The sequence below is a fragment of the Erwinia sp. Leaf53 genome, assembly GCF_001422605.1.
Taxonomy (GTDB): Bacteria; Pseudomonadota; Gammaproteobacteria; order Enterobacterales; family Enterobacteriaceae; genus Erwinia.
Window position 1 is genome coordinate 39104 of record NZ_LMLK01000024.1, and the last position, 20027, is coordinate 59130.

Consider the following 20027-nt stretch of genomic DNA (forward strand, 5'->3'; position numbering starts at 1 on the left):
CCGGGGATTCACTCGTTTGCCGCCTTGATGCACCCTGAATGATTTTGTGCATATTTTTGCCGTTATGCGCCCCGTTGCAGCAGCATCGACTTGATATGGCCGATGGCTTTGGTCGGGTTGAGCCCTTTCGGACACACGCTCACACAGTTCATAATGCTGTGACAGCGGAATACGCTGAAAGCATCGTTCAGATTATCCAGACGGGCATCCGTTTCGGTATCACGGCTGTCAATCAGGAAACGGTACGCCGCCAGCAGGCCAGCCGGACCGACGAACTTGTCGGGGTTCCACCAGAACGACGGGCACGAGGTTGAACAACAGGCACAAAGTATACACTCGTACAGGCCATCCAGTTTTTCACGCTGCTCAGGGGCCTGTAAATGCTCCCTGGACGGTGGATTTTTCCCATTATTCAACAGGTAAGGCTTAATCTTCTCATACTGAGCATAGAATTGCCCCATGTCCACCACCAAATCGCGGATCACCGGCAGGCCGGGCAGCGGGCGGATAACAATTTTCTGCTTGCCGTTCCCCAGCGCGGACACCGGGGTAATGCAGGCGAGGCCATTTTTACCATTCATGTTGATGCCGTCTGAGCCACAGACGCCTTCACGGCAGGAGCGACGGAAGGCCAGCGTCGGATCCTGCTCTTTCAGACGCATCAGCGCGTCCAGCAGCATCATGTCACGGCCGTCTTCCGACTCCAGCGTATAATCCTGCATGCGCGGCGCATCATCGACATCCGGGTTGTAGCGATAGATGGAAAATTCGAGTTTCATGTCTCTCTCCGCAAACTAGTAGGTACGCGCTTTCGGCGGGAAGGCCGCACGCAGTTTCGGTTGCATGTTCACTTCACGGCGCGTCATGCTGTCGTTTTGCGGCAGATACAGGGTATGGCATAACCAGTTCGCATCGTCACGCTCAGGGTAATCGAAGCGGCTGTGCGCGCCACGGCTTTCGGTGCGGAAGTTGGCCGACAGCGCGGTGGCATAAGCCGTTTCCATCAGGTTATCCAGCTCCAGGCACTCCACACGCTGGGTGTTGAAGTCACTGGAACGATCGTCCAGGCGGGCGTTGTGCAGACGTTCACGCAGCACTTTCAGCTCCTCCAGCCCTTTCGCCATCGCATCACCTTCACGGAACACCGAGAAGTTGTTCTGCATGCAAGACTGCAGCGCTTTACGCAGCTCGGCCGGGTCTTCACCGGTGGTGTTGTTGTCCCAGCGGTTGTAGCGCGCCATCGCAGCGTTAACTTCATCTTCGGTGGCGTCACGCAGGGTTCCCTGCTCGGCGATCGATTCCGCCAGATGCAGGCCTGCCGCGCGGCCAAATACCACCAGGTCCAGCAGCGAGTTGCCGCCAAGACGGTTAGCACCGTGCACCGAAACGCAGGCGATCTCACCGACCGCAAACAGGCCCGGGATCAGCACGTCTTCACCCTGCTCGTTGACCGTCAGTGCCTGGCCGCTGACGCGGGTAGGAATACCGCCCATCATATAGTGGCAGGTTGGGATCACCGGAATCGGCTCTTTGACCGGGTCGACGTGGGCAAAGGTGCGCGACAGTTCAAGGATGCCCGGCAGGCGAGCTTCCAGCACATCCTTACCGAGGTGGTCCAGTTTCAGCTTGGCGTGCGGGCCCCACGGGCCATCGCAGCCGCGGCCTTCGCGGATTTCGATCATGATGGAACGCGCGACCACGTCACGACCGGCGAGATCTTTGGCATTCGGTGCGTAACGCTCCATAAAGCGCTCGCCGTGTTTGTTCAGCAGGTAACCGCCTTCCCCACGGCAGCCTTCGGTCACCAGCACGCCCGCGCCGGCGATGCCGGTCGGGTGGAACTGCCACATTTCCATATCCTGCAACGGCACGCCGGCGCGCAGCGCCATACCGACGCCGTCACCGGTACAGATATGGGCGTTGGTGGTGGACTGGTAGATGCGTCCGGCACCGCCGGTGGCCAGCACCGTTGCCTTGGCCTTGAAGTAAACCACTTCACCGTCTTCGATATTCATCGCGGTGCAACCGACCACCGCACCGTCAGCATTCTTCACCAGATCCAGCGCATACCATTCAGAGAAGATAGTGGTGTGGTTTTTCAGGTTCTGCTGGTAGAGGGTGTGCAGCAGGGCGTGACCGGTACGGTCTGCCGCCGCCGCGGTGCGTGCCGCCTGCTCGCCGCCGAAGTTTTTCGACTGGCCACCAAACGGGCGCTGATAGATACGGCCATCGTCCAGGCGGGAGAACGGCAGACCCATATGTTCCAGTTCCAGAATCGCTTCCGGACCGGTTTTACACATATATTCAATCGCGTCCTGGTCACCGATATAGTCGGAGCCTTTAACGGTGTCGTACATGTGCCATTCCCAGTCATCTTCATGGGTGTTACCCAGCGCAACGGTGATACCGCCCTGCGCAGACACGGTATGGGAACGGGTTGGAAATACTTTAGACAGCAGGGCACAGCTCTGGCCCGACTGGGAGATCTGTAAGGCGGCGCGCATACCTGCACCACCCGCGCCGATCACCACGGCATCAAATTCTCTTACTGGCAACTTCATTACGCACCCCACACGACAACAGTTCCGTAAATTGCATAGACGAACAGCGCGACCACAATCACCAGCTGCAGCACCATACGCAGCGCCAGCGGTTTAATGTAGTCGGTCAGTACCTGCCACATGCCAATCCAGCCATGAACCAGAATGCACAACAGCGTCAGCAACGTGAAAACTTTGGTTACCGGGGAGGCAAAGAAGCCATGCCAGATGTCATAAGTCAGTGGCCCTGACATGATCAGGAAGCCGAGGATATAAAGCACATAAAGGGTCATTACCATGGCGGCAGCGCGCAGCAGCAGCCAGTCATGGATTCCGTTGCGACCCAGTGCAGAAGCGTTACTTACCATACGAGGACTCCTGCAAGAACAGACAGCACGACAGTGATAGCGAAAGCAATATGCGCGGAACGTTTACCCGCCTCTAAGGTTTCTTCCAGGTAGCCGAAATCCATCAGCATGTGGCGAATACCGACCACAATGTGATAAGCGAGCGCAGTGAGAATGCCCCACATAATGAATTTGGCGAAGAAGCTGGTCATCACGGCGGATGCCTGATCGAAACCTTCGGGAGAAGAGAGCGAGAGACCCAGTAACCAGAGCAATATCCCGATCGACACAAAGGTGATCACCCCGGATACGCGGTGGAGAATGGACGCTATTGCAGTTACGGGAAACCGGATCGTAGAGAGATCCAAGTTGACAGGTCTTTGTTTTTTCACGGTTTTGCCCACACAGCCTTTCTTATTTTGCTTCCTCCGGTCCTGAAGGGGGGCTCAGACAGCGTCACACGTGAAACTTTGCGCAGGCACTAAAACTACAAACGTCCAGTGTCAGATAATAGCGCGCATGAAACGCTGGGTGGCTCCTACAGCAGGGTTTTCCGGAGACCTGGCCGCAGTATAGGGGGATCACATTCTTATTACAATTCCCCTACAAACACTTTGGGGAATTTAAAGTGGAACAGTGATCACCCTCACGGATTTTACATTCTACACAAATTTAATTATCTGATTTGACAATACTTCAACAACTTTGTTACAAACGATGCCTCAAAAGGACTATGATGCACAAAAGTTATGGGGATACACTTTCCCCTAAGCACAAGTTATGTAACATTGATGATGATTATCTATAAAGTATCGGGTTTTGGTTATGATGTAGGATATGGCCAAACCGGGTCTTAAACCATGATACGCATCAGGAATGTGCCACCCAGGCCAACGCGCCCGTCACTCTGTACCCTGCACATTATAAGATGCCACAGAGTTGATATCCTTATAGCGCCTGGCAATAAGGCTGGGAGGTTGTGGTTTTCCCGGTGGTAAATGATCCCTGTATAAGGCGCTAAGGAGACTATAAATGGCTGATAAAAAAGCGACGCTAACCCTCGACGGCGAAGCCCCTATTGAGCTGAACGTACTGAAAGGTACGCTGGGCCCGGAAGAGATCGACGTACGAGCTCTGGGCTCTAAAGGGTATTTCACTTTTGACCCTGGCTTCACCTCTACCGCGTCGTGCGAATCCAAAATCACCTTTATCGACGGTGATGAAGGCATTCTGCTGCACCGTGGTTTCCCGATCGACCAGCTGGCCCTGCACTCCAACTATCTGGAAGTATGCTACATCCTGCTGAACGGTGAAGCCCCTACCCCGGAACAGTTCAACGAATTCAAAGTCACCGTGACCCGCCACACCATGTTGCATGAGCAGATCCACCATCTGTTCCGCGGCTTCCGACGTGACTCGCACCCGATGGCGGTGATGTGCGGCGTGACCGGTGCACTGGCGGCGTTCTATCACGATGCGATGGACGTAAACATTGAGCGTCACCGCGAAATCGCCGCGTTCCGCCTGCTGTCGAAAATGCCGACCATGGCAGCGATGTGTTACAAATATTCAATCGGCCAGCCGTTTGCTTATCCGCGTAACGATCTCTCCTATGCCGGCAACTTCCTGCATATGATGTTCTCCACACCGTGCGAAGACTACGTGGTGAACCCGGTGCTGGAACGTGCGATGGACCGGATCTTAATCCTGCACGCCGATCACGAGCAGAACGCGTCGACCTCAACCGTACGTACCGCCGGTTCATCCGGTGCTAACCCGTTTGCCTGCATCGCGGCCGGTATCGCGTCACTGTGGGGGCCTGCACACGGCGGTGCCAACGAAGCCTGCCTGCGCATGCTGGAAGAGATCAGCACCGTAGAGCACATTCCTGAGTTCCTGCGCCGCGCCAAAGACAAAAACGATTCGTTCCGTCTGATGGGCTTCGGTCACCGCGTTTACAAAAACTACGACCCGCGTGCCACCGTAATGCGTGAGACCTGCCATGAAGTGCTCAACGAGCTGGGCATGAAAGATGACCTGCTGGAAGTGGCGATGGAGCTGGAACACATTGCGCTTAATGACCCGTACTTCATCGAGCGTAAGCTGTATCCAAACGTCGACTTCTACTCCGGCATCATCCTTAAGGCGATGGGCATCCCGTCATCCATGTTTACGGTGATCTTCGCCATGGCGCGTACCGTTGGCTGGATCGCCCACTGGAAAGAGATGCATGACGAAGGCGTTAAGATCGCCCGTCCGCGTCAGCTCTACACCGGTTACGAACAGCGTGATTTTACCTCACAGCTGAAGAAGTAATCGCAGAGCGGGGCCTCCCCCGCTCTGGCTGAGCAACGTCAACGAAATGGCCGGAGATCCTCCGGCCATTTTTTTATGGCTGACAAACAGGGCAACGGTAGAACGGCCGCGATGCCAGCGTGCTTTTCTCGATCATGGTGCCACAGCGCGGGCAGGGCTTCCCGGCCCGGTGAAATACGTTAAAGCGGAACAGCGCGCCGTGATGGTGCCGCTCGTCGGCCTGCCCGCGCGTGTGGTAAGAGAGCCTGGGTATCGCCAGCAGCGCGTGGCACAGGTCCGTCAGCTGCGCATCGTTCAGCGTTTGTGCCTTATGCTGCGGTGCCAGCCTCGCCTGCCAGAGGATCTCGGCGCGCAGATAGTTTCCCAGTCCGGCAAGAAACGCCTGATCCAACAACAGTCCGCTGAACTGCCGCCCGCGAAAGCGTTTGGACAGCAGCCGCTCGCGCACCTGCGTCTCGGTCAGCGTCATATCCAGCACGTCCGGCCCCACCCGCTGCAGAAACGGATGGCTGGCCAGCCCGTCGGCGTTCAGCAGCTGGATATCCGAGGCGCTGTAGAGCAGCAGCGTTTTGTCCGCCGTCGCCAGCCGCACCCGCAGCTGGCGTTGAGTCTGCGGTTCACTACCGGTAGCGACTACCCGCCAGACGCCGTACAACTGGTTATGGCTGTAGAGCGTCAGGCCGTTAGAGAAGTGGGTGAGCAGCGCTTTGCCGCGGGTTTCCAGCGCGGTCACCCGCTCGCCGATCAGCGCCTGTTGATAGGTCTGCAGCGCGGGAAAGGCGAACCAGACGTCGGTCAGCTCTTTGCCGCGCACCGCTTTTTCCAGCTGGTCCGCCGCGCGGCGGATCTCCGGTCCTTCAGGCATCGTCCTGCCTCCGTAAGTTAATCTGCTGCGCTGACGCGGATCTGCTGCTGACGGAATGCCTCACGCAGCCGGTGGGCAAACTCAAGCGCATGCGCCCCGTCGCCGTGCAGGCAAACCGTCTCTGCCCGTACGTTAACCCACTCGCCGCTGAGGCACCGTACCCGCCCCTGCTGCACCATGCTCAGCGTCTGCGTAATCGCCTGGGCATTGCTCTCCACCAGCGCCCCCGGCTGGCCGCGCGGCACCAGCGTGCCGTCTGCCCGGTAGCCACGATCGGCAAACACCTCCTGACGCGTTTTCAGGCCGTGGCGCTGGCCGGCGCGGATCAGTTCGCTGTTGGCCAGCCCGACCAGCATTAGCGCCGGATCGGCTGCCCGCACAGCCAGGGCAATGGCGTCTGCCAGCGCGGCATCGCCCGCCGCCTGGTTGTAAAGCATGCCGTGCGGCTTCACGTGAACCAGTCGGCCGCCCTCGCTGCGCACCATCGCCTGCAGCGCACCGACCTGATACAGCATCTGGGCATACACCGTCTCCGGCGGCAGCTGCATAGCACTGCGGCCAAAGTTCTCACGATCGGGGAACGAAGGATGTGCGCCAATCGCGACTCCCGCCGCCAGCGCCAGCCGCACCGACTGCAGCATGGTGTCGGCATCACCGGCGTGAAAGCCGCAGGCGATATTGGCCGATGAGACCAGCTGCAGCAGTTGCGCGTCGCTGCCCGCTCCTTCGCCAAGATCGGCGTTCAGATCAATCTTCATGGTTCAGACCCCAGGCCATTTGCTCCAGCGCGCGCTGCTGTGCATCTCTGGCCTGTCGTGCCTCTTCCAGCGTACAGGCAACAAAATGCAGCGGCTCACCCAGCCGCAGCTGGGCTAAATGGTAAAGGTCGGCTTCAATCACACAGGCGATACGCGGGTAACCACCGGTGGTTTGCGCATCGCCCAGCAGCACGATCGGTTGCCCGGCCGGCGGCACCTGCACCACGCCGGGAACCAGCCCGTGGGAGAGCAGATCGCGGCTATTCTCCCGCTCCAGGCGGTTCCCCTGCAGCCGGTAACCCATGCGGTTGCTTTGCGGATCGAGCCGCCAGGCGGAGCGCCAGAACGCATGCTGACTCTCCTCGCTGAACTCCTGATACTCCGGTCCGGGCAGCGCCCGCACCCGGTTGCCCCACAGCAGCTGACGCACGCCGACCGGGCGTTTGAAGCGCCGCGCAGGCTGCAGCGGCAGACGGTCACCGTCGGCCAGCCTGCGCCCGGAAAAACCGCCGAAACCGGCCTGCAGATCGGTGCCGGAAGAGCCCAGCATCGGCTCCAGCGCAAAGCCGCCGTCAACGGCCAGATAGCTGCGCATGCCGCGGCTGGGCAGGCCCAGCGTCAGCCGCTGGCCCTTTCTGACCGCGGTGCGCCAGCCGGTCCACACCTCACGCCCGTCAAGCCGCGCATGGCACCCTGTCCCGGTTAAGGCAAACCAGCCGTCGCGACCAAACTCAACGCAGAACTGGCCCAGGGTGATTTCCACCACCGCGCTGTCGGGCGCGTTGCCCACCAGCAGATTGGCGGTGTGCATCGCTGGCCGATCCAGCGCCCCACCGAGGCTGATGCCGTACTGCCGCCAGCCGGGACGGCCGGCATCCTGCAGCGAGCTGCTCAGACCGGCGCGGATCAGGGTTAACATACGCCCTCCTTTTGCGGTACAAAACGCAGCCGATCGCCCGGGCGCAGCAGCACCGGCGGCTGGCGATCGGGCAGAAACAGCGCGGTAGCGGTATGGCCAATCAGCTGCCAGCCGCCGGGGGATTCAAGGGGATAGATGCCGGTCTGGCTGCCGCCGATGGCGACCGACCCGGCGGGCACCCGCACCCTTGGAGTGTCGCGGCGTGGGGTGTGCAGGCGCGGGTCCAGCCCGGCCAGGTAGGGAAACCCCGGCTGGAAGCCGATAAAGCACACTACGTACTCAGCGGCGGCATGCATCTCCACCACCTGGCGAGCGTTCAGGCCGTGATGGCGCGCCACGTGCTGCAGATCGGCTCCGCCGCTGCCGCCGTAAATCACCGGGATGTCGACGCGGCGGAATTCCGCCTCCTGCGACCCGCTCTGCTGCCACGCCTGCTGCAGCCACGCCAGCACCTCCGCGGCGTTATGCGGCGCTTCGCGCAGGATCACGCTAAGGTTATTCATGCCCGGCACCACGTCCAGCACCTGCGGGAGCGGCTGCAGCTGCTGCGCCAGGCTCCAGACCCGCTGCTGCGCGGTGAGTGAAAACGGCGGCTCCAGCTCCAGCACCGCCGTACGTTCTCCTAACAGATAATATCGCGCGTGTTGCACAGGTAACCTCCGCAAAAGGGGTCATTCAGAGCGAGGTGGCGAAGACTCCGCGCCAGTGTCAATCTGCCGGGCGCCCTTGCAAGGCACCCGGCAGACCGCGAGGATGGAACCGATCAGACCGGATTGTTGATATCAATAAAGGTCACGTCCAGCCCGTATTGCCCGGCCAGCCACTCACCGAGTGCCTGAATGCCGCAGCGTTCGGTGGCGTGGTGCCCGGCGGCGAAGAAGTGGATACCCTGTTCACGGGCGCTGTGGATGGTCTGCTCAGAGGCTTCACCGCTGATAAAGGCATCCACGCCGAAGGCCGCCGCCGCATCGATAAAGCCCTGACCGCCGCCGCTGCACCAGGCCACGCGTTTGATCAGCGCCGGTGCATTATCGCCGCAGTGCAGCGGCGTTCTGCCCAGCACCTCAGCGATGCGCTGCCCAAACTGTTCGCCGCTCAGCGGCGTGGTCAGCTCGCCCCAGGGTAACAGCAGCTTCACTTCTCCCTTAACCTCAATGCCAAACATCTTTGCCAGCAGCGCGTTATTGCCAAGCTGCGGATGCGCATCCAGCGGCAGGTGCCAGCCAAACATATTGATGTCGTTAGCCAGCAGGGTTTTCAGCCGGCGGCGCTTCATGCCCTTGATCACCGACGGCTCGTTTTTCCAGAAATAACCGTGGTGCACCAGCACCGCATCGGCCTGCAGCCGCACCGCTTCATCGAGCAGCGCCTGGCAGGCGGTCACGCCGGTCACCACCTTTTTAATCTCAGCGCGCCCTTCCACCTGCAGACCGTTCGGGCCGTAGTCGTCAAAAGCGGAAGCGTTCAGGAACTGGTTTACCAGCGTTTCGAGTTCAGTATTCAGCATAATCAATCCATCTGTTTGCGTGCGGCCTCAAAGGCGTCCAGCGTCTGCTGGCGTGCCTGTTTATGTTCCACGATCGGCGCAGGATAATCGAGTTTTTGCTGATTTTTCTTTGCCCACTCGTGAGGCTGATGGATATATTTTTCCGGCACCCGGCTCAGCTCCGGCACCCAGCGGCGGATAAACTCACCGTTCAGGTCAAAGCGTTCGCCCTGGGTGGTCGGGTTAAAGATGCGGAAATAGGGGGCCGAGTCGGTCCCGGTGGACGCCGCCCACTGCCAGCCGCCGTTGTTGGCCGCGAGGTCGCCGTCGATCAGCTGCGAGATAAAGTAGCGCTCGCCCTGGCGCCAGTCGATCAGCAGGTCTTTGACCAGGAAACTGGCGGTGATCATCCGCAGCCGGTTGTGCATCCAGCCCAGCGCATTAAGCTGACGCATGGCGGCGTCAACGATCGGGTAGCCTGTTTTTCCCTGCTGCCAGGCCTGCAGCAGTGCGGCATCCTCGCGCCAGCGCACGTTGCGCGTCCATTTAATGAACGGCTGATGACGGCATAGCGCCGGGAAGGCCACCATCAGGTGGCGGTAAAACTCGCGCCAGATCAGCTCATTCAGCCAGACAAACACCCGGGTATCGTCCAGCCCGTGCGGATGCTGCTTCAGCAGACGATGCAGACACTGACGCGGCGACAGCACCCCCGTCGCCAGGCACGCGGACAGGCGGCTGGTGCCGTCCAGCGCCGGCAGATCGCGTTTATCCGGGTACTCGGTGACCGGCTGCTGGCAGAACTCCCGCAGCCGGGCAATCGCCGCTTTCTCCCCCACCGGGAACAATCGATCGTCGAACGCCTCACGCGGGTAATCAAACGGCTGCAGCGCATCAGGCGTGGACAGCGGTCCATCCGGGCGCACGGCGGGCGCGGGCACGCACTCCGGCAGGCCCTCTTTCAGGCGTTTAACGAAGGCTTTGCTGAACGGGGTAAACACCTTATACATCTCGCGGCTGCCGGTCAGCACGCTGCCCGGCGGCAGCAGCAGGCTGTCGTCAAAGCCCTGCACCATCACTTCGTCGTCAAACAGCGTGCGTTCGACGGCGGCATCGCGCTGACGCTCATTTACCTCGTACTGATAGTTATAGAACAGGCGGTCCACACGGTGTTCGCGGCAGAAATCCTGCAGTAGCGTCACGGAAGCGTCGAAATCGTCGCACTGCTGCAGAAACAGCGGGATGCCCTTCTCCGCCAGCGATTGCTGCAAGGACTGCAGGTTCTGCCAGATGTATTCCGCCTGTTTCGGGGCCATATCATGGGACTGCCACTGGCCAGGCGTGGCGATAAACAGCGCCAGCACCCGCGCGCCCTCTGAGCGGCAGGCAGCATAAAGGGCAGAGTTGTCGTGAATGCGCAGGTCGTTACGCAGCCAGACCAGATGGGTCAGCATAAAACATCCTTAATTTAGTGTCCGTAGCGCAGGCACAGCTGGTCAGGGTAAGGCGCGAAGTAGCGCTGTTCGGTCAGCCACGGGTGCGGATACTCATTCATGTAGTGTTTAAGCAGGGTAATCGGCGCCAGCAGCGGCTGCACCCCGCGGCGGTAACAGTCGATCAGCCCGGCCAGCTCCTGACGCTGGGATGACTTCAGCTGGCGGCGGAAGTAGCCCTGAACGTGCATCAGCACGTTGGTATGGTTGCTGCGCGTGGCTTCGGTTTTCAGCAGATCCATCAGCCGCTGACGATAGGCCACGGCAAAGGCGTCCAGCGAGTCCCACTGGCCCATCGCCGCCACAAACGGCCCAATTTCCCGGTACAGCGGCTGCGAATGCGCCAGCAACAGCAGTTTGTAGCGGGTATGGAACGCCATCAGCCCGGCGCGGGTCAGACCGCTCTGCCACAGCTGATTAAATTCATGTAACGCATAGACGCGCGTCACGAAATTCTCGCGCAGCAACGGATCGTGCAGGCGGCCGTCCTCCTCCACCGGCAGCCACGGCATCTGCGCCATCAGTTCGCGGGTGAAGATGCCGGTACCGGCTTTACGGTTGTTGTTGTTATCAGGCTGATAGACGCGCACCCGCTCCATGCCGCAGCTGGGGGATTTTGCGCAGACGATATAGCCGCAGAGGTGCTGCAGCTGGCTGACTTTCTCAGCTGAAAAATGCTGCATCTGTTGTGTTACCGGCGCGGCCTGGCCGTTGCTGAAGCTTAGCGCCGTTTCGCCGCCCGGCTCCCCGGTCAGGCGCAACGCCGGGCGAGGGGTGGGCAGGCCGATAGCCATCTCCGGGCACACTGGTTCAAAGCGCAGAAAGGGTGCCAGCTGCTCGGTGGCAAATTCGTTGCGCTTGTGGCCGCCATCAAAGCGGACTTTTTCACCCAGCAGGCAGGCGCTGATGCCAACAGGAATTTTTTCGCTCATAGTTATACAACCTCAAAATTCTTGTACAGATTTAAGTGTAGCGCAGAATTGTCGTGCGCTCACCTGTTTCTTACCGCCTCACCGGACTACGGGCAAAAAAAATCCCGCCGGCGGCGGGATCGGTATGACAGGAAACGGCAGGCTTAATAGAAATCGATGCCTGCCGCTTCTGCCTGGCTCAGCCAGACCGGCTGATCGCTGGTCTTCAGCCAGAAACGGTGCAGGTAGCTGTAGAAACGCGCGCGGTCGGAGCGGAACAGCATCACCGGCAGCGCCAGCACGCCAATAAGCAGTGCGGCGCAGCGACGTACACAGACCCGCGTTGATGAATAGTGATGATAGTGACTCATACGTCCTCCGTTAAGGGAATTTAAGATTGATGGTTATCTGAGCAAAAGTGTATCGCGTCTGATGTAATTTTACTACTGATCCGACCACTTTAACGTGTAAAGAACGGAATTTAACCGTTGTGGCTGTAATTTTGTTACACGAAGGTTAAATTTAAGTTTCGCATTTTCGACTCAAGACTGCCCCCCGCTGCACCAACGGTCAGGTTCAGTGGTGACGCAGCTGTGCCGCGGTGCCTTTTGGTGAAAGCGGGCGTTAGATCGCGCCGATGGATTTTCAGGCGTGCAGACCTCATCTGCTGGCGACTACTGCCTGGCAACACAGACGCCATCCGCTCTTTTTGCTAGATTAAGCGCAATACGGGCGGTATATACCGCCTTTCAGCCTGTCGTGAGGTGCTGTGACCACTATCCTGATCGTCGAAGATGAAAAAGAGATCCGCCGCTTTTTACGCAAAGCGCTGGAGGGAGAAGGCTTCCACGTGGTGGATGCCGACACGCTGAGCCGCGGGCTGATTGAGGCCGCCACCCGTAAACCGGCGCTGGCGATCCTCGACCTGGGGCTGCCGGACGGCGACGGCGGGGAATTTATTCGTGAGGTCCGCCAGTGGAGCAGCCTGCCGGTAATCGTGCTCTCCGCCCGCAGCGACGAGCAGGATAAGATCGCCGCGCTGGATGCCGGTGCCGATGATTTCCTGACCAAGCCCTTCAGCGTCGGTGAGCTTCTGGCCCGGGTGCGGGTGGCGCTACGCCATCGTCCGGCCGGAGAAAACAGCGTAACGCCGGTGGTGACCTTCGCCGATATCGCGGTGGATATTGCCGCCCGCCGCGTCACCCGCGCCGGCAGCGAACTGCACCTGACCCCGATTGAGTTTCGTCTGCTGGTCAGCCTGCTGAACCATCCCGGCAAGGTGATGACCCAGCGCCAGCTGCTGGTGCAGGTCTGGGGGCCAAACGCCGTTGAGCACAGCCACTACCTGCGCATCTATATGGGCCACCTGCGGCAAAAGCTGGAGCAGGATCCGGCGCGCCCCGCGCATCTGCTGACCGAAACCGGCGTTGGCTACCGGTTCCTGCCCTGATTCTGGCAAAAAAAAGGCAGCTCATCGCTGAGCTGCCTTTTCAGAGTGCCGACGATCAGGCGTTTTTCAGCACCGCACTGACGATCTCAACCGCTTCTTTCTCGATCTGCTCACGATGCTCAGCGCCGAGGAAACTTTCGCAGTAGATCTTATAGGCGTCTTCGGTACCGGACGGACGCGCGGCAAACCAGCCGTTTTCCGTCATCACCTTCAGACCACCGATCGAGGCACCGTTGCCCGGCGCGGCGGTCAGGCGGGCGGTGATCGGATCACCGGCCAGCGTCGAGGCGCTGACCATTTCCGGCGAGAGCTTAGACAGCGCGGCTTTCTGTGCTGACGTTGCCGGTGCCTGGATACGGTTATAGCTTGGCGCGCCGAAGCGGGCCGCCAGCTCATCGTAGTGCTGCTGTGGATTCTTACCGGTTACCGCAGTGATCTCTGCAGCCAGCAGGCACATGATGATGCCGTCTTTATCGGTGGACCACGGTGTGCCGTCGAAGCGCAGGAATGAAGCCCCCGCGCTCTCTTCACCGCCGAAACCGAAGCTGCCGTCGAACAGGCCATCAACAAACCATTTAAAGCCGACCGGCACTTCCACCAGCCTGCGGCCAATGTCCGCCACCACCCGATCAATCATCGCGCTGGAGACCAGCGTTTTGCCAATCGCTACCTCTTTGCCCCACTGCGGGCGATGCTGGAACAGGTACTGAATCGCTACCGCCAGGTAGTGGTTCGGGTTCATCAGGCCGGCCGGGGTCACAATGCCGTGACGGTCGTAATCCGGATCGTTGGCGAAGGCCAGATCGAACTTATCACGCAGCGCCAGCAGGCCGGCCATCGCCGACTCGGACGAGCAGTCCATGCGGATAATGCCGTCATGATCGAGGTGCATAAAGCGGAAAGTCTGGTCGACGGCATCGTTAACGATGGTCAGATCCAGATTGTAATGCTCCGCAATGCGCTGCCAGTAAGCGATACCGGAACCGCCAAGCGGGTCGACGCCGATCTTCAGGCCGGCCTTCTGAATCGCCGCAATATCGACGATCTGTGCCAGACCTTCAACGTACGGTTGGATCAGGTCTTTCTCCTGCAGATGGCCGCTGGCCCACGCCTGATCGAGGCTGATGCGGCGCACCTCTTTCAGTCCGGCTTTGATCAGCGCGTTAGCCCTGTCTTCAACCACTTTGGTGACGTTGGTATCGGCCGGACCGCCGTTTGGCGGGTTGTACTTGATGCCGCCATCTTCCGGTGGGTTGTGCGACGGGGTAATTACAATGCCGTCGGCCTGCGCGGTCGCCGTTTTATTGTGTTCGAGAATCGCGTTGGAGATGGCGGGCGTAGGCGTATAGCCGTTATCCAGCTGCACTATTACATCCACGCCGTTGGCCGTCAGCACTTCCAGTACCGAGATCAGCGCCGGTTCAGACAGCGCATGGGTATCTTTCCCCACGTAGCACGGACCCGTGATGCCATTTTTCTTACGCTCTTCGGCAATCGCCTGGGCAATCGCCAGGATATGAGTCTCGTTAAAGCTGTGACGCCCCGCGCTGCCGCGGTGGCCGGAAGTACCAAACTTCACCGCGTGCTCTGCGTTGCCCACTTCAGGCTGCAGCACATAATACTGTGAGGTTAATTGTGCAACGTTTATCAAATCGCTCTGCCGGGCGGGTTGTCCGGCACGGGGGTGTCTGGCCATTGGCGCTTCTCCCTGACGCTTCAGTTAGAGGGTTCCGCAAACTTTGTCGGTCAGTTCCGCAGGGAACTGCATGGACTGCATGATGTGTTCCACCATGCTGCGTTTGCGCTCGGTATTGGTATTGGTGATCACCCAGTACGGCGTGCCGGGAATGTGCTGCGGCTTGGTATGGGTGCCGTTCTGAACCAGGGTTTGCTGATTGCCGGCGAAATAGACGCGCGTGCGGCCGTGCAGCGACTCCGTTGCTGCGCCGAATGCCTGAGCATCCAGACCGTATAACGTCGACAGAATCAGCATAAAACGGTTTACCGCTTTCTTCTGCTCGGCGTACTCATCGGACAGCAGCAGTTCACGCACCGCGCGCACGCGATCCTGTGGCCGTGCCTCAGCGACAGCGATAGCAGGCTGAGTAGCGACGGCTGAAATCTGTGCCGGGGCAGCCGCCGCAGGGGCGCTCTGACCGGCGGTAAACTTCAGCATGCGGCGTAAAATGTCCGATGCGCTTTCACCAATATGCTGAGTGTGGCTGGCGATATAGCGGTACAGCTCTTCGTCGACTTCGATCGTTTTCATCTTTATCCAGTACGGTAATGGCTTGTATCAGAACACAATCAATGTAGCGGCTATTGCCAGCGCGGTGGCGGGAATGCCCATTTTTTGCCGTTCTAACATCAGGATTATAAAGTTAAATTCTGCCAGGGTGTAGCCACAACGCCACTTCGCGGTAAAACTCAGACTTTACCGCAAAAAATGCTCTTTGCAGTCTGTGCCGCACGCGACAGAAATTGTGGGATCCATGATACCCTAAGCCTTCCGTCCACCTGTAAGAACTTTGCCATGAATTTGAATGTCCGCCTGCAATCTGAACAATCCGCCAGCGGTGACTGCCCGCTGGTGCTGATCCACGGCCTGTTTGGCAGTCTGGATAATCTCGGGATCCTGGCACGTGAGCTGAAGAGCCACCGCCAGATCGTTCAGTTTGACGTACGCAACCACGGCCTGTCGCCGCGCGCCAGCGAGATGGACTATCGGCAGATGGCGCAGGATGTTCTCGATTCACTGGACGATCTGGGCATCGACCGTTTCAGCGCCATTGGCCACTCGATGGGCGGAAAAATCACCATGGCGCTGACCGCACTGGCACCTGAGCGGGTCGCAGAAATTGTGGTGATCGATATCGCGCCGGTGGCTTACCCGACCCGCCACCACGACGAGATCATTGCCGCGCTAAAGGCGGTGACTGCCGCTGGCATCACCTCGCGCATGGAAGCGGCTACCCTGATGCGGGAACGGCTGGCGGAAGAGGGCGTGATTCAGTTCCTGCTAAAATCGTTTCACAACGGTGAGTGGCGTTTTAACGTGCCGGCGATCGAAGCCTGCTACGGGCAAATTATCGGCTGGCAGCCGCAGCCAGCGTGGCCCCATCCGGCACTGTTTATTCGCGGTGAGCTGTCGCCGTATATCCGTGATGACTACCGGGGAGCCATCCTGGCGCAGTTCCCGCAGGCGCGGGCACACGTGGTGGCCGGGGCCGGTCACTGGGTGCATGCCGAGAAGCCTGATGCGGTTTTACGCACAATTCGTCGTTTTTTTGCGCTGTAAAAACAAATGCTTCAGCCGGGTTGTTAAATCATTGTCGTCATGAGTTTGCGTGGGGTATGATGGCGCGCAAAAATTTTGCCGCTGATGGTTTTTCAGGCGGCATGACGGCCCAATTCATCAGAACCCAGCCTTTTCAGTAATCACCGACCTATGGCAAAAGAAAACACGGACCGCACCACGATCGATCTGTTTGCAGACGAACGTCGCCCGGGACGACCGAAAACCAATCCGCTTACGCGTGATGAGCAACTGCGGATCAACAAACGCAACCAGCTCAAGCGCGACAAGGTTCGCGGACTTAAGCGCGTTGAGTTGAAAATGAACAGCGAGGCGGTTGACGCGCTGAATCAGCTGGCGGAAGCGCGCAATATGAGCCGCAGCGAGCTGATTGAAGAGATGCTGCTGGCTCAGTTACAGCACCTGCCATCCTGAGCCGCTGGCCGCAGTGCTACGCACAAAGCGACAAAACCAGCGGCATTTCGCATTTATCCGTTGAGTGCAGTCTGCTATTATTAGCGCTATATGCAAACCATTTTGCAGTCACCATACCATTAAGATTCAAGAGGTTATCAAACTCATGGCAATCGTAGGCATTTTCTTTGGCAGCGATACGGGCAATACGGAAAACATTGCAAAGATGATCCAGAAGCAACTGGGTAAAGACGTTGCAGAGGTTCGTGATATTGCCAAAAGCAGCAAAGAAGACCTGGAAGCCTTCGATATTCTGCTGCTGGGCATTCCAACCTGGTATTATGGTGAAGCCCAGTGTGACTGGGACGACTTCTTCCCGACGCTGGAAGAGGTTGATTTCAATGGTAAACTTGTTGCCCTGTTTGGCTGTGGCGATCAGGAAGACTACTCAGAGTACTTCTGCGACGCGATGGGTACCCTGCGCGACATTATCGAGCCAAACGGCGCGGTGCTGGTTGGCTTCTGGCCAACCGAAGGCTACCATTTTGAAGCCTCTAAAGGTCTCGCCGATGATAACCACTTCCTCGGCCTCGCCATTGATGAAGATCGCCAGCCTGAGCTGACCAACGATCGCGTTGAGAAGTGGGTAAAACAAATTTTTGATGAACTTCAGTTAAAAGAGATCATCGAAGCTTAAGCCAGTCGGCCGGAGTGAGGGCTGCCTCACACCCGGCCAGTGGTTTTTCCTATAGAAGTAATCGATAGATATTTGAAATTTTAACCACCAAAACTGTACAATAACCCCATCGGTTACCTGCTTTCTCCTCCCCCTGCCGCCTTGCTGTGACGATTGTCGCAATCAGCGCCTCAGGCAGAGGAAGGCCGAAATGTTAACGAATTAATTTTGGGTTCGGGCTACACCGGATGTCATGGTACAATCCCTTACATCCGGTAGTGGCTTACTTCCCCCTGACGGTTTTCATTTTAAAGTATCAGTTCTATACTGGGACGCATCTAACTTTAGCGTCAACCGATGTTCAGGGCTTTCAGCCTCTAAGTGACCAGCTAAGTAACAGGACAATATCCGCATGACTGACAACAACACCGCATTAAAGAAGGCCGGCCTGAAAGTCACGCTTCCACGACTGAAAATTCTGGAAGTGCTTCAGGAACCTGAGGGCCATCACGTCAGTGCGGAAGACTTGTATAAGCGCCTGATTGATATGGGCGAAGAGATTGGTCTGGCGACCGTATATCGCGTACTTAACCAGTTCGACGATGCGGGCATCGTGACCCGTCATAATTTCGAGGGCGGTAAATCTGTCTTCGAACTGACCCAGCAGCAGCATCATGACCACCTGATCTGCCTGGACTGCGGCAAAGTGATTGAGTTTAGTGATGAATCGATTGAAACCCGTCAGCGTGATATCGCCACGCGTCACGGTATCAAACTGAGCAACCATAGCCTGTACCTGTACGGCCATTGCGCTCTCGGCGACTGCCGCGAAGACGAAACTCTGCACGACAAGTAATCCCCCCTGTTGTAAAACCGGTGGCCTGCCACCGGTTCTCTTCCCCTACTGCACATCTCCGATTACAGACTCTCAACCTGGCTGAACCGCTTTCCGCTGACGCTACGGATCTGCACGCTGCCGCTCACCGCCGGCGGATGCTGCGGCTGCCACAGCTGCCAGCTATTCCCGTTGCCGACACCCTGATGAAACACCACCACCGGTTACGTACCGTGGAGCAGCGCCGATTGGCGCTGCTCAATGCCGCCAGATGCATCATCCCCGCAGATGAACGGGGTGTTAGCCGCTCCACACCGGCAGCCAGTTGCCGTAAGAGAGCAGCGAGACCACCACGTTAAGCGCGCCGAAAGCCAGCACCAGCGCCAGCGGAATGGCTCCGCCCCTTACCCGCCAGGCAGGCGGGGCAAAGCGCTGCCGCGCCTTCCAGGCCAGCAGGGCCGGAGTGATGACCGCCCAGATGGTGGCGGCCAGACCGGCGTAGCCGATCGCCACCAGGAAACCGTCCGGCCACAGCATCGCCGCCGCCAGCGGCAGGCTGAAGGTCAGCAGTGCGGTTTTCAGCCGCCCGCCGTGCGTGCCATCGATGTTAAACCGATCGGCCAGGTAGTCAAAAAAGCCGAGGCTGACGCCGAGAAACGAACTGGCGACCGCGAAGTTGGAGAAGATATTCAGCAGCAGGTTGAGGTAAGGCCTGTGCAGCACGCCGGACAGCGCCGCGACCAGCACATCAATATTGCCGCCCTGCGCGGCTATCGCACGGAAATCCTGGCGGGGAATGTTCCCCATGGTGCCGAGGATCCAGATAAAGTAGATCGCCAGCGCCAGCAGCGTGCCGTAAATCAGGCAGCGGCCGACGCGCTGAGCATGGTGGCCGTAGTAGCGGTTCAGCCCGGCAATGTTGCCATGATAGCCAAACGAGGCGAGGCAAAACGGCACCACCATCCACAGGTAAGGCAGATAGTGGCCGCCTTCAGCCGCGCTGTCCAGCAGCGTGGCGGGCTGTACGTGCCACAGCAGGCCGCCAAAAATGGTCAGGAAAGTGACAAGCTTAGCCCCGAGAACAATCAGCGTCATGCGGCTGACCACGCCGGTGCCGAGCCAGATAAACAGCGCCACCAGCAGGGTAAACAGCAGCCCGGCGCTGCGCGCGGAGAGCGGGATATCCAGCAGCCCCAGCGTACGCTGGATAATCGCTCCGCTGGCAGAGATATAGGCGTAGGTAAGAATGCCCAGCACGAAGGCCACCGACAGGCCGTTAATCTGGTTCCAGCCCCTGCCGAGTAAATCGCGGGTGATGGTGTCAAAGCTGGCCCCGGCCGGATAGTGCTGGCTGGCCTCCAGAAACAGCAGCCCGGAGAGCAGCATACACAGCCAGCTCACCAGCAGCAGCGCGGTCGACCAGCTAAACCAGGCACCGGCCATCACCACCGGCAGTGAGAACATCCCGGCACCGATAATGGTGCCGCTAATGATCAGCGTGCCCCACAGCGTGGCGGGCAGCGGCGTGGCAGAAACGGGTGAAACCATAATAACTCCCTGATAAACAATCCGCGCCGTTGAAAGGCCTGACAACATCTGGCGCAACGACGCTAAAGCGGCACAGTCTACAGAGTTAAATACTCACGAACTAGTACACTAACCCACTAAGCTGCAAATGGCAGAGCTTCCGATCGGAAACTCTTATTTACAGAAACGTAAAGA

At 58.8% G+C, this 20027-nt stretch carries 22 protein-coding genes; 6 read left to right on the forward strand and 16 right to left on the reverse strand.

The features are described 5' to 3' along the window. Positions 1-62 precede the first annotated feature (62 nt). From ASF13_RS18615 to sdhC, 4 genes are read right to left on the reverse strand one after another with little or no spacing between them, the layout of a single operon-like run. Complete coding sequence (locus ASF13_RS18615; protein WP_056239872.1) at positions 63-779, reverse strand: succinate dehydrogenase iron-sulfur subunit; 717 nt, start codon at positions 777-779, stop codon at positions 63-65. 15 nt (positions 780-794) lie between these two features. Continuing rightward, complete coding sequence (gene sdhA / locus ASF13_RS18620) at positions 795-2561, reverse strand: succinate dehydrogenase flavoprotein subunit (protein WP_056239875.1); 1767 nt, start codon at positions 2559-2561, stop codon at positions 795-797. Continuing rightward, entirely contained in the window at positions 2561-2908 is a 348-nt protein-coding gene (gene sdhD / locus ASF13_RS18625; protein WP_056239877.1) for a succinate dehydrogenase membrane anchor subunit, read from the reverse strand. Before sdhD ends, sdhA begins: the two co-directional genes overlap by 1 nt. Continuing rightward, complete coding sequence (gene sdhC / locus ASF13_RS18630) at positions 2902-3291, reverse strand: succinate dehydrogenase cytochrome b556 subunit (protein WP_056239882.1); 390 nt, start codon at positions 3289-3291, stop codon at positions 2902-2904. The genes sdhD and sdhC overlap by 7 nt, the downstream gene beginning before the upstream one ends. Positions 3292-3919: 628 nt before the next feature. Between sdhC and ASF13_RS18635 the strand changes: the two genes are divergently transcribed. Continuing rightward, on the forward strand, positions 3920-5203 hold the full coding sequence (locus tag ASF13_RS18635) for a citrate synthase (RefSeq protein ID WP_056239885.1): 1284 nt from the start codon (positions 3920-3922) through the stop codon (positions 5201-5203). A 73-nt stretch (positions 5204-5276) separates the two neighbouring features. Here ASF13_RS18635 and nei read toward each other — a convergent pair whose 3' ends face one another. The 8 genes from nei to ASF13_RS18675 form a co-directional block, all read right to left on the reverse strand. Further along, positions 5277-6068: an endonuclease VIII gene (gene nei, locus ASF13_RS18640; RefSeq protein WP_056239888.1), complete on the reverse strand. Its 792-nt coding sequence runs from the start codon at positions 6066-6068 to the stop codon at positions 5277-5279. 17 nt (positions 6069-6085) lie between these two features. Further along, positions 6086-6826 (reverse strand): 5-oxoprolinase subunit PxpA, encoded by a 741-nt coding sequence (pxpA, locus tag ASF13_RS18645; protein ID WP_056239892.1) that lies wholly within the window; start codon positions 6824-6826, stop codon positions 6086-6088. Beyond that, on the reverse strand, positions 6816-7745 hold the full coding sequence (gene pxpC / locus ASF13_RS18650) for a 5-oxoprolinase subunit PxpC (protein WP_056239894.1): 930 nt from the start codon (positions 7743-7745) through the stop codon (positions 6816-6818). The genes pxpA and pxpC overlap by 11 nt, the downstream gene beginning before the upstream one ends. Next, positions 7739-8395 (reverse strand): 5-oxoprolinase subunit PxpB, encoded by a 657-nt coding sequence (gene pxpB / locus ASF13_RS18655; RefSeq protein ID WP_056239897.1) that lies wholly within the window; start codon positions 8393-8395, stop codon positions 7739-7741. The genes pxpC and pxpB overlap by 7 nt, the downstream gene beginning before the upstream one ends. A 113-nt stretch (positions 8396-8508) precedes the next feature. After that, positions 8509-9252, reverse strand: a complete 744-nt coding sequence (locus tag ASF13_RS18660; protein ID WP_056239901.1) for a type 2 GTP cyclohydrolase I — start codon at positions 9250-9252, stop codon at positions 8509-8511. Between the two features lie 2 nt (positions 9253-9254). Beyond that, the gene (gene phrB, locus ASF13_RS18665) at positions 9255-10685 is read right to left on the reverse strand and encodes a deoxyribodipyrimidine photo-lyase (protein WP_056239904.1); all 1431 of its coding nucleotides are present in this window, start codon (positions 10683-10685) and stop codon (positions 9255-9257) included. A 14-nt stretch (positions 10686-10699) separates the two neighbouring features. After that, positions 10700-11656 carry a 2-thiouracil desulfurase family protein gene (locus ASF13_RS18670; protein WP_056239908.1) on the reverse strand — a complete coding sequence of 319 codons (957 nt, stop codon included), beginning with the start codon at positions 11654-11656 and terminating at the stop codon, positions 10700-10702. 143 nt (positions 11657-11799) lie between these two features. After that, positions 11800-12006, reverse strand: coding sequence for a YbfA family protein (locus ASF13_RS18675; protein WP_056239910.1), 207 nt, complete (start codon positions 12004-12006; stop codon positions 11800-11802). Between the two features lie 398 nt (positions 12007-12404). Here ASF13_RS18675 and kdpE point away from each other — a divergent pair, with 398 nt between their 5' ends. Then, complete coding sequence (gene kdpE, locus ASF13_RS18680; RefSeq protein ID WP_056239913.1) at positions 12405-13085, forward strand: two-component system response regulator KdpE; 681 nt, start codon at positions 12405-12407, stop codon at positions 13083-13085. A gap of 55 nt (positions 13086-13140) precedes the next feature. On the opposite strand, the gene pgm is transcribed toward kdpE, so the two are convergent. After that, the gene (gene pgm, locus ASF13_RS18685) at positions 13141-14781 is read right to left on the reverse strand and encodes a phosphoglucomutase (alpha-D-glucose-1,6-bisphosphate-dependent) (protein WP_056239916.1); all 1641 of its coding nucleotides are present in this window, start codon (positions 14779-14781) and stop codon (positions 13141-13143) included. Between the two features lie 24 nt (positions 14782-14805). Beyond that, the gene (gene seqA, locus ASF13_RS18690; RefSeq protein WP_056239919.1) at positions 14806-15354 is read right to left on the reverse strand and encodes a replication initiation negative regulator SeqA; all 549 of its coding nucleotides are present in this window, start codon (positions 15352-15354) and stop codon (positions 14806-14808) included. Between the two features lie 264 nt (positions 15355-15618). Between seqA and ybfF the strand changes: the two genes are divergently transcribed. The 4 genes from ybfF (at position 15619) to fur (ending at position 18326) form a co-directional block, all read left to right on the forward strand. After that, a complete protein-coding gene (gene ybfF / locus ASF13_RS18695; RefSeq protein ID WP_056239923.1) occupies positions 15619-16383 on the forward strand; it encodes an esterase in 765 nt (254 codons plus the stop codon). 150 nt (positions 16384-16533) lie between these two features. Next, entirely contained in the window at positions 16534-16815 is a 282-nt protein-coding gene (ybfE, locus tag ASF13_RS18700; protein WP_056239927.1) for a LexA regulated protein, read from the forward strand. Between the two features lie 145 nt (positions 16816-16960). After that, on the forward strand, positions 16961-17491 hold the full coding sequence (gene fldA, locus ASF13_RS18705) for a flavodoxin FldA (protein WP_056239928.1): 531 nt from the start codon (positions 16961-16963) through the stop codon (positions 17489-17491). A gap of 391 nt (positions 17492-17882) precedes the next feature. Continuing rightward, positions 17883-18326: a ferric iron uptake transcriptional regulator gene (gene fur, locus ASF13_RS18710; RefSeq protein ID WP_056239931.1), complete on the forward strand. Its 444-nt coding sequence runs from the start codon at positions 17883-17885 to the stop codon at positions 18324-18326. Positions 18327-18388: 62 nt separating this feature from the next. Here fur and ASF13_RS24505 read toward each other — a convergent pair whose 3' ends face one another. Together ASF13_RS24505 and mtr are read right to left on the reverse strand one after the other, a co-directional pair. After that, positions 18389-18526: a hypothetical protein gene (locus ASF13_RS24505; RefSeq protein WP_156365621.1), complete on the reverse strand. Its 138-nt coding sequence runs from the start codon at positions 18524-18526 to the stop codon at positions 18389-18391. Positions 18527-18605: 79 nt separating this feature from the next. After that, positions 18606-19853 (reverse strand): tryptophan permease, encoded by a 1248-nt coding sequence (gene mtr / locus ASF13_RS18715; RefSeq protein ID WP_056239934.1) that lies wholly within the window; start codon positions 19851-19853, stop codon positions 18606-18608. Between the last annotated feature and the right edge of the window lie 174 nt (positions 19854-20027).

What these genes read in the sequence shown, in the direction of transcription:
- pgm (WP_056239916.1), bottom strand. Translation starts at nt 14,781, where the DNA reads ATGGCCAGACACCCCCGTGCCGGACAACCCGCCCGGCAGAGCGATTTG.
- ASF13_RS18635 (WP_056239885.1), top strand. Translation starts at nt 3,920, where the DNA reads ATGGCTGATAAAAAAGCGACGCTAACCCTCGACGGCGAAGCCCCTATT.
- sdhA (WP_056239875.1), bottom strand. Translation starts at nt 2,561, where the DNA reads ATGAAGTTGCCAGTAAGAGAATTTGATGCCGTGGTGATCGGCGCGGGT.
- ASF13_RS18675 (WP_056239910.1), bottom strand. Translation starts at nt 12,006, where the DNA reads ATGAGTCACTATCATCACTATTCATCAACGCGGGTCTGTGTACGTCGC.
- ASF13_RS18660 (WP_056239901.1), bottom strand. Translation starts at nt 9,252, where the DNA reads ATGCTGAATACTGAACTCGAAACGCTGGTAAACCAGTTCCTGAACGCT.
- seqA (WP_056239919.1), bottom strand. Translation starts at nt 15,354, where the DNA reads ATGAAAACGATCGAAGTCGACGAAGAGCTGTACCGCTATATCGCCAGC.
- ASF13_RS18670 (WP_056239908.1), bottom strand. Translation starts at nt 11,656, where the DNA reads ATGAGCGAAAAAATTCCTGTTGGCATCAGCGCCTGCCTGCTGGGTGAA.
- pxpA (WP_056239892.1), bottom strand. Translation starts at nt 6,826, where the DNA reads ATGAAGATTGATCTGAACGCCGATCTTGGCGAAGGAGCGGGCAGCGAC.
- fur (WP_056239931.1), top strand. Translation starts at nt 17,883, where the DNA reads ATGACTGACAACAACACCGCATTAAAGAAGGCCGGCCTGAAAGTCACG.
- fldA (WP_056239928.1), top strand. Translation starts at nt 16,961, where the DNA reads ATGGCAATCGTAGGCATTTTCTTTGGCAGCGATACGGGCAATACGGAA.
- sdhD (WP_056239877.1), bottom strand. Translation starts at nt 2,908, where the DNA reads ATGGTAAGTAACGCTTCTGCACTGGGTCGCAACGGAATCCATGACTGG.
- nei (WP_056239888.1), bottom strand. Translation starts at nt 6,068, where the DNA reads ATGCCTGAAGGACCGGAGATCCGCCGCGCGGCGGACCAGCTGGAAAAA.
- phrB (WP_056239904.1), bottom strand. Translation starts at nt 10,685, where the DNA reads ATGCTGACCCATCTGGTCTGGCTGCGTAACGACCTGCGCATTCACGAC.
- ASF13_RS18615 (WP_056239872.1), bottom strand. Translation starts at nt 779, where the DNA reads ATGAAACTCGAATTTTCCATCTATCGCTACAACCCGGATGTCGATGAT.
- ybfF (WP_056239923.1), top strand. Translation starts at nt 15,619, where the DNA reads ATGAATTTGAATGTCCGCCTGCAATCTGAACAATCCGCCAGCGGTGAC.
- ybfE (WP_056239927.1), top strand. Translation starts at nt 16,534, where the DNA reads ATGGCAAAAGAAAACACGGACCGCACCACGATCGATCTGTTTGCAGAC.
- pxpC (WP_056239894.1), bottom strand. Translation starts at nt 7,745, where the DNA reads ATGTTAACCCTGATCCGCGCCGGTCTGAGCAGCTCGCTGCAGGATGCC.
- mtr (WP_056239934.1), bottom strand. Translation starts at nt 19,853, where the DNA reads ATGGTTTCACCCGTTTCTGCCACGCCGCTGCCCGCCACGCTGTGGGGC.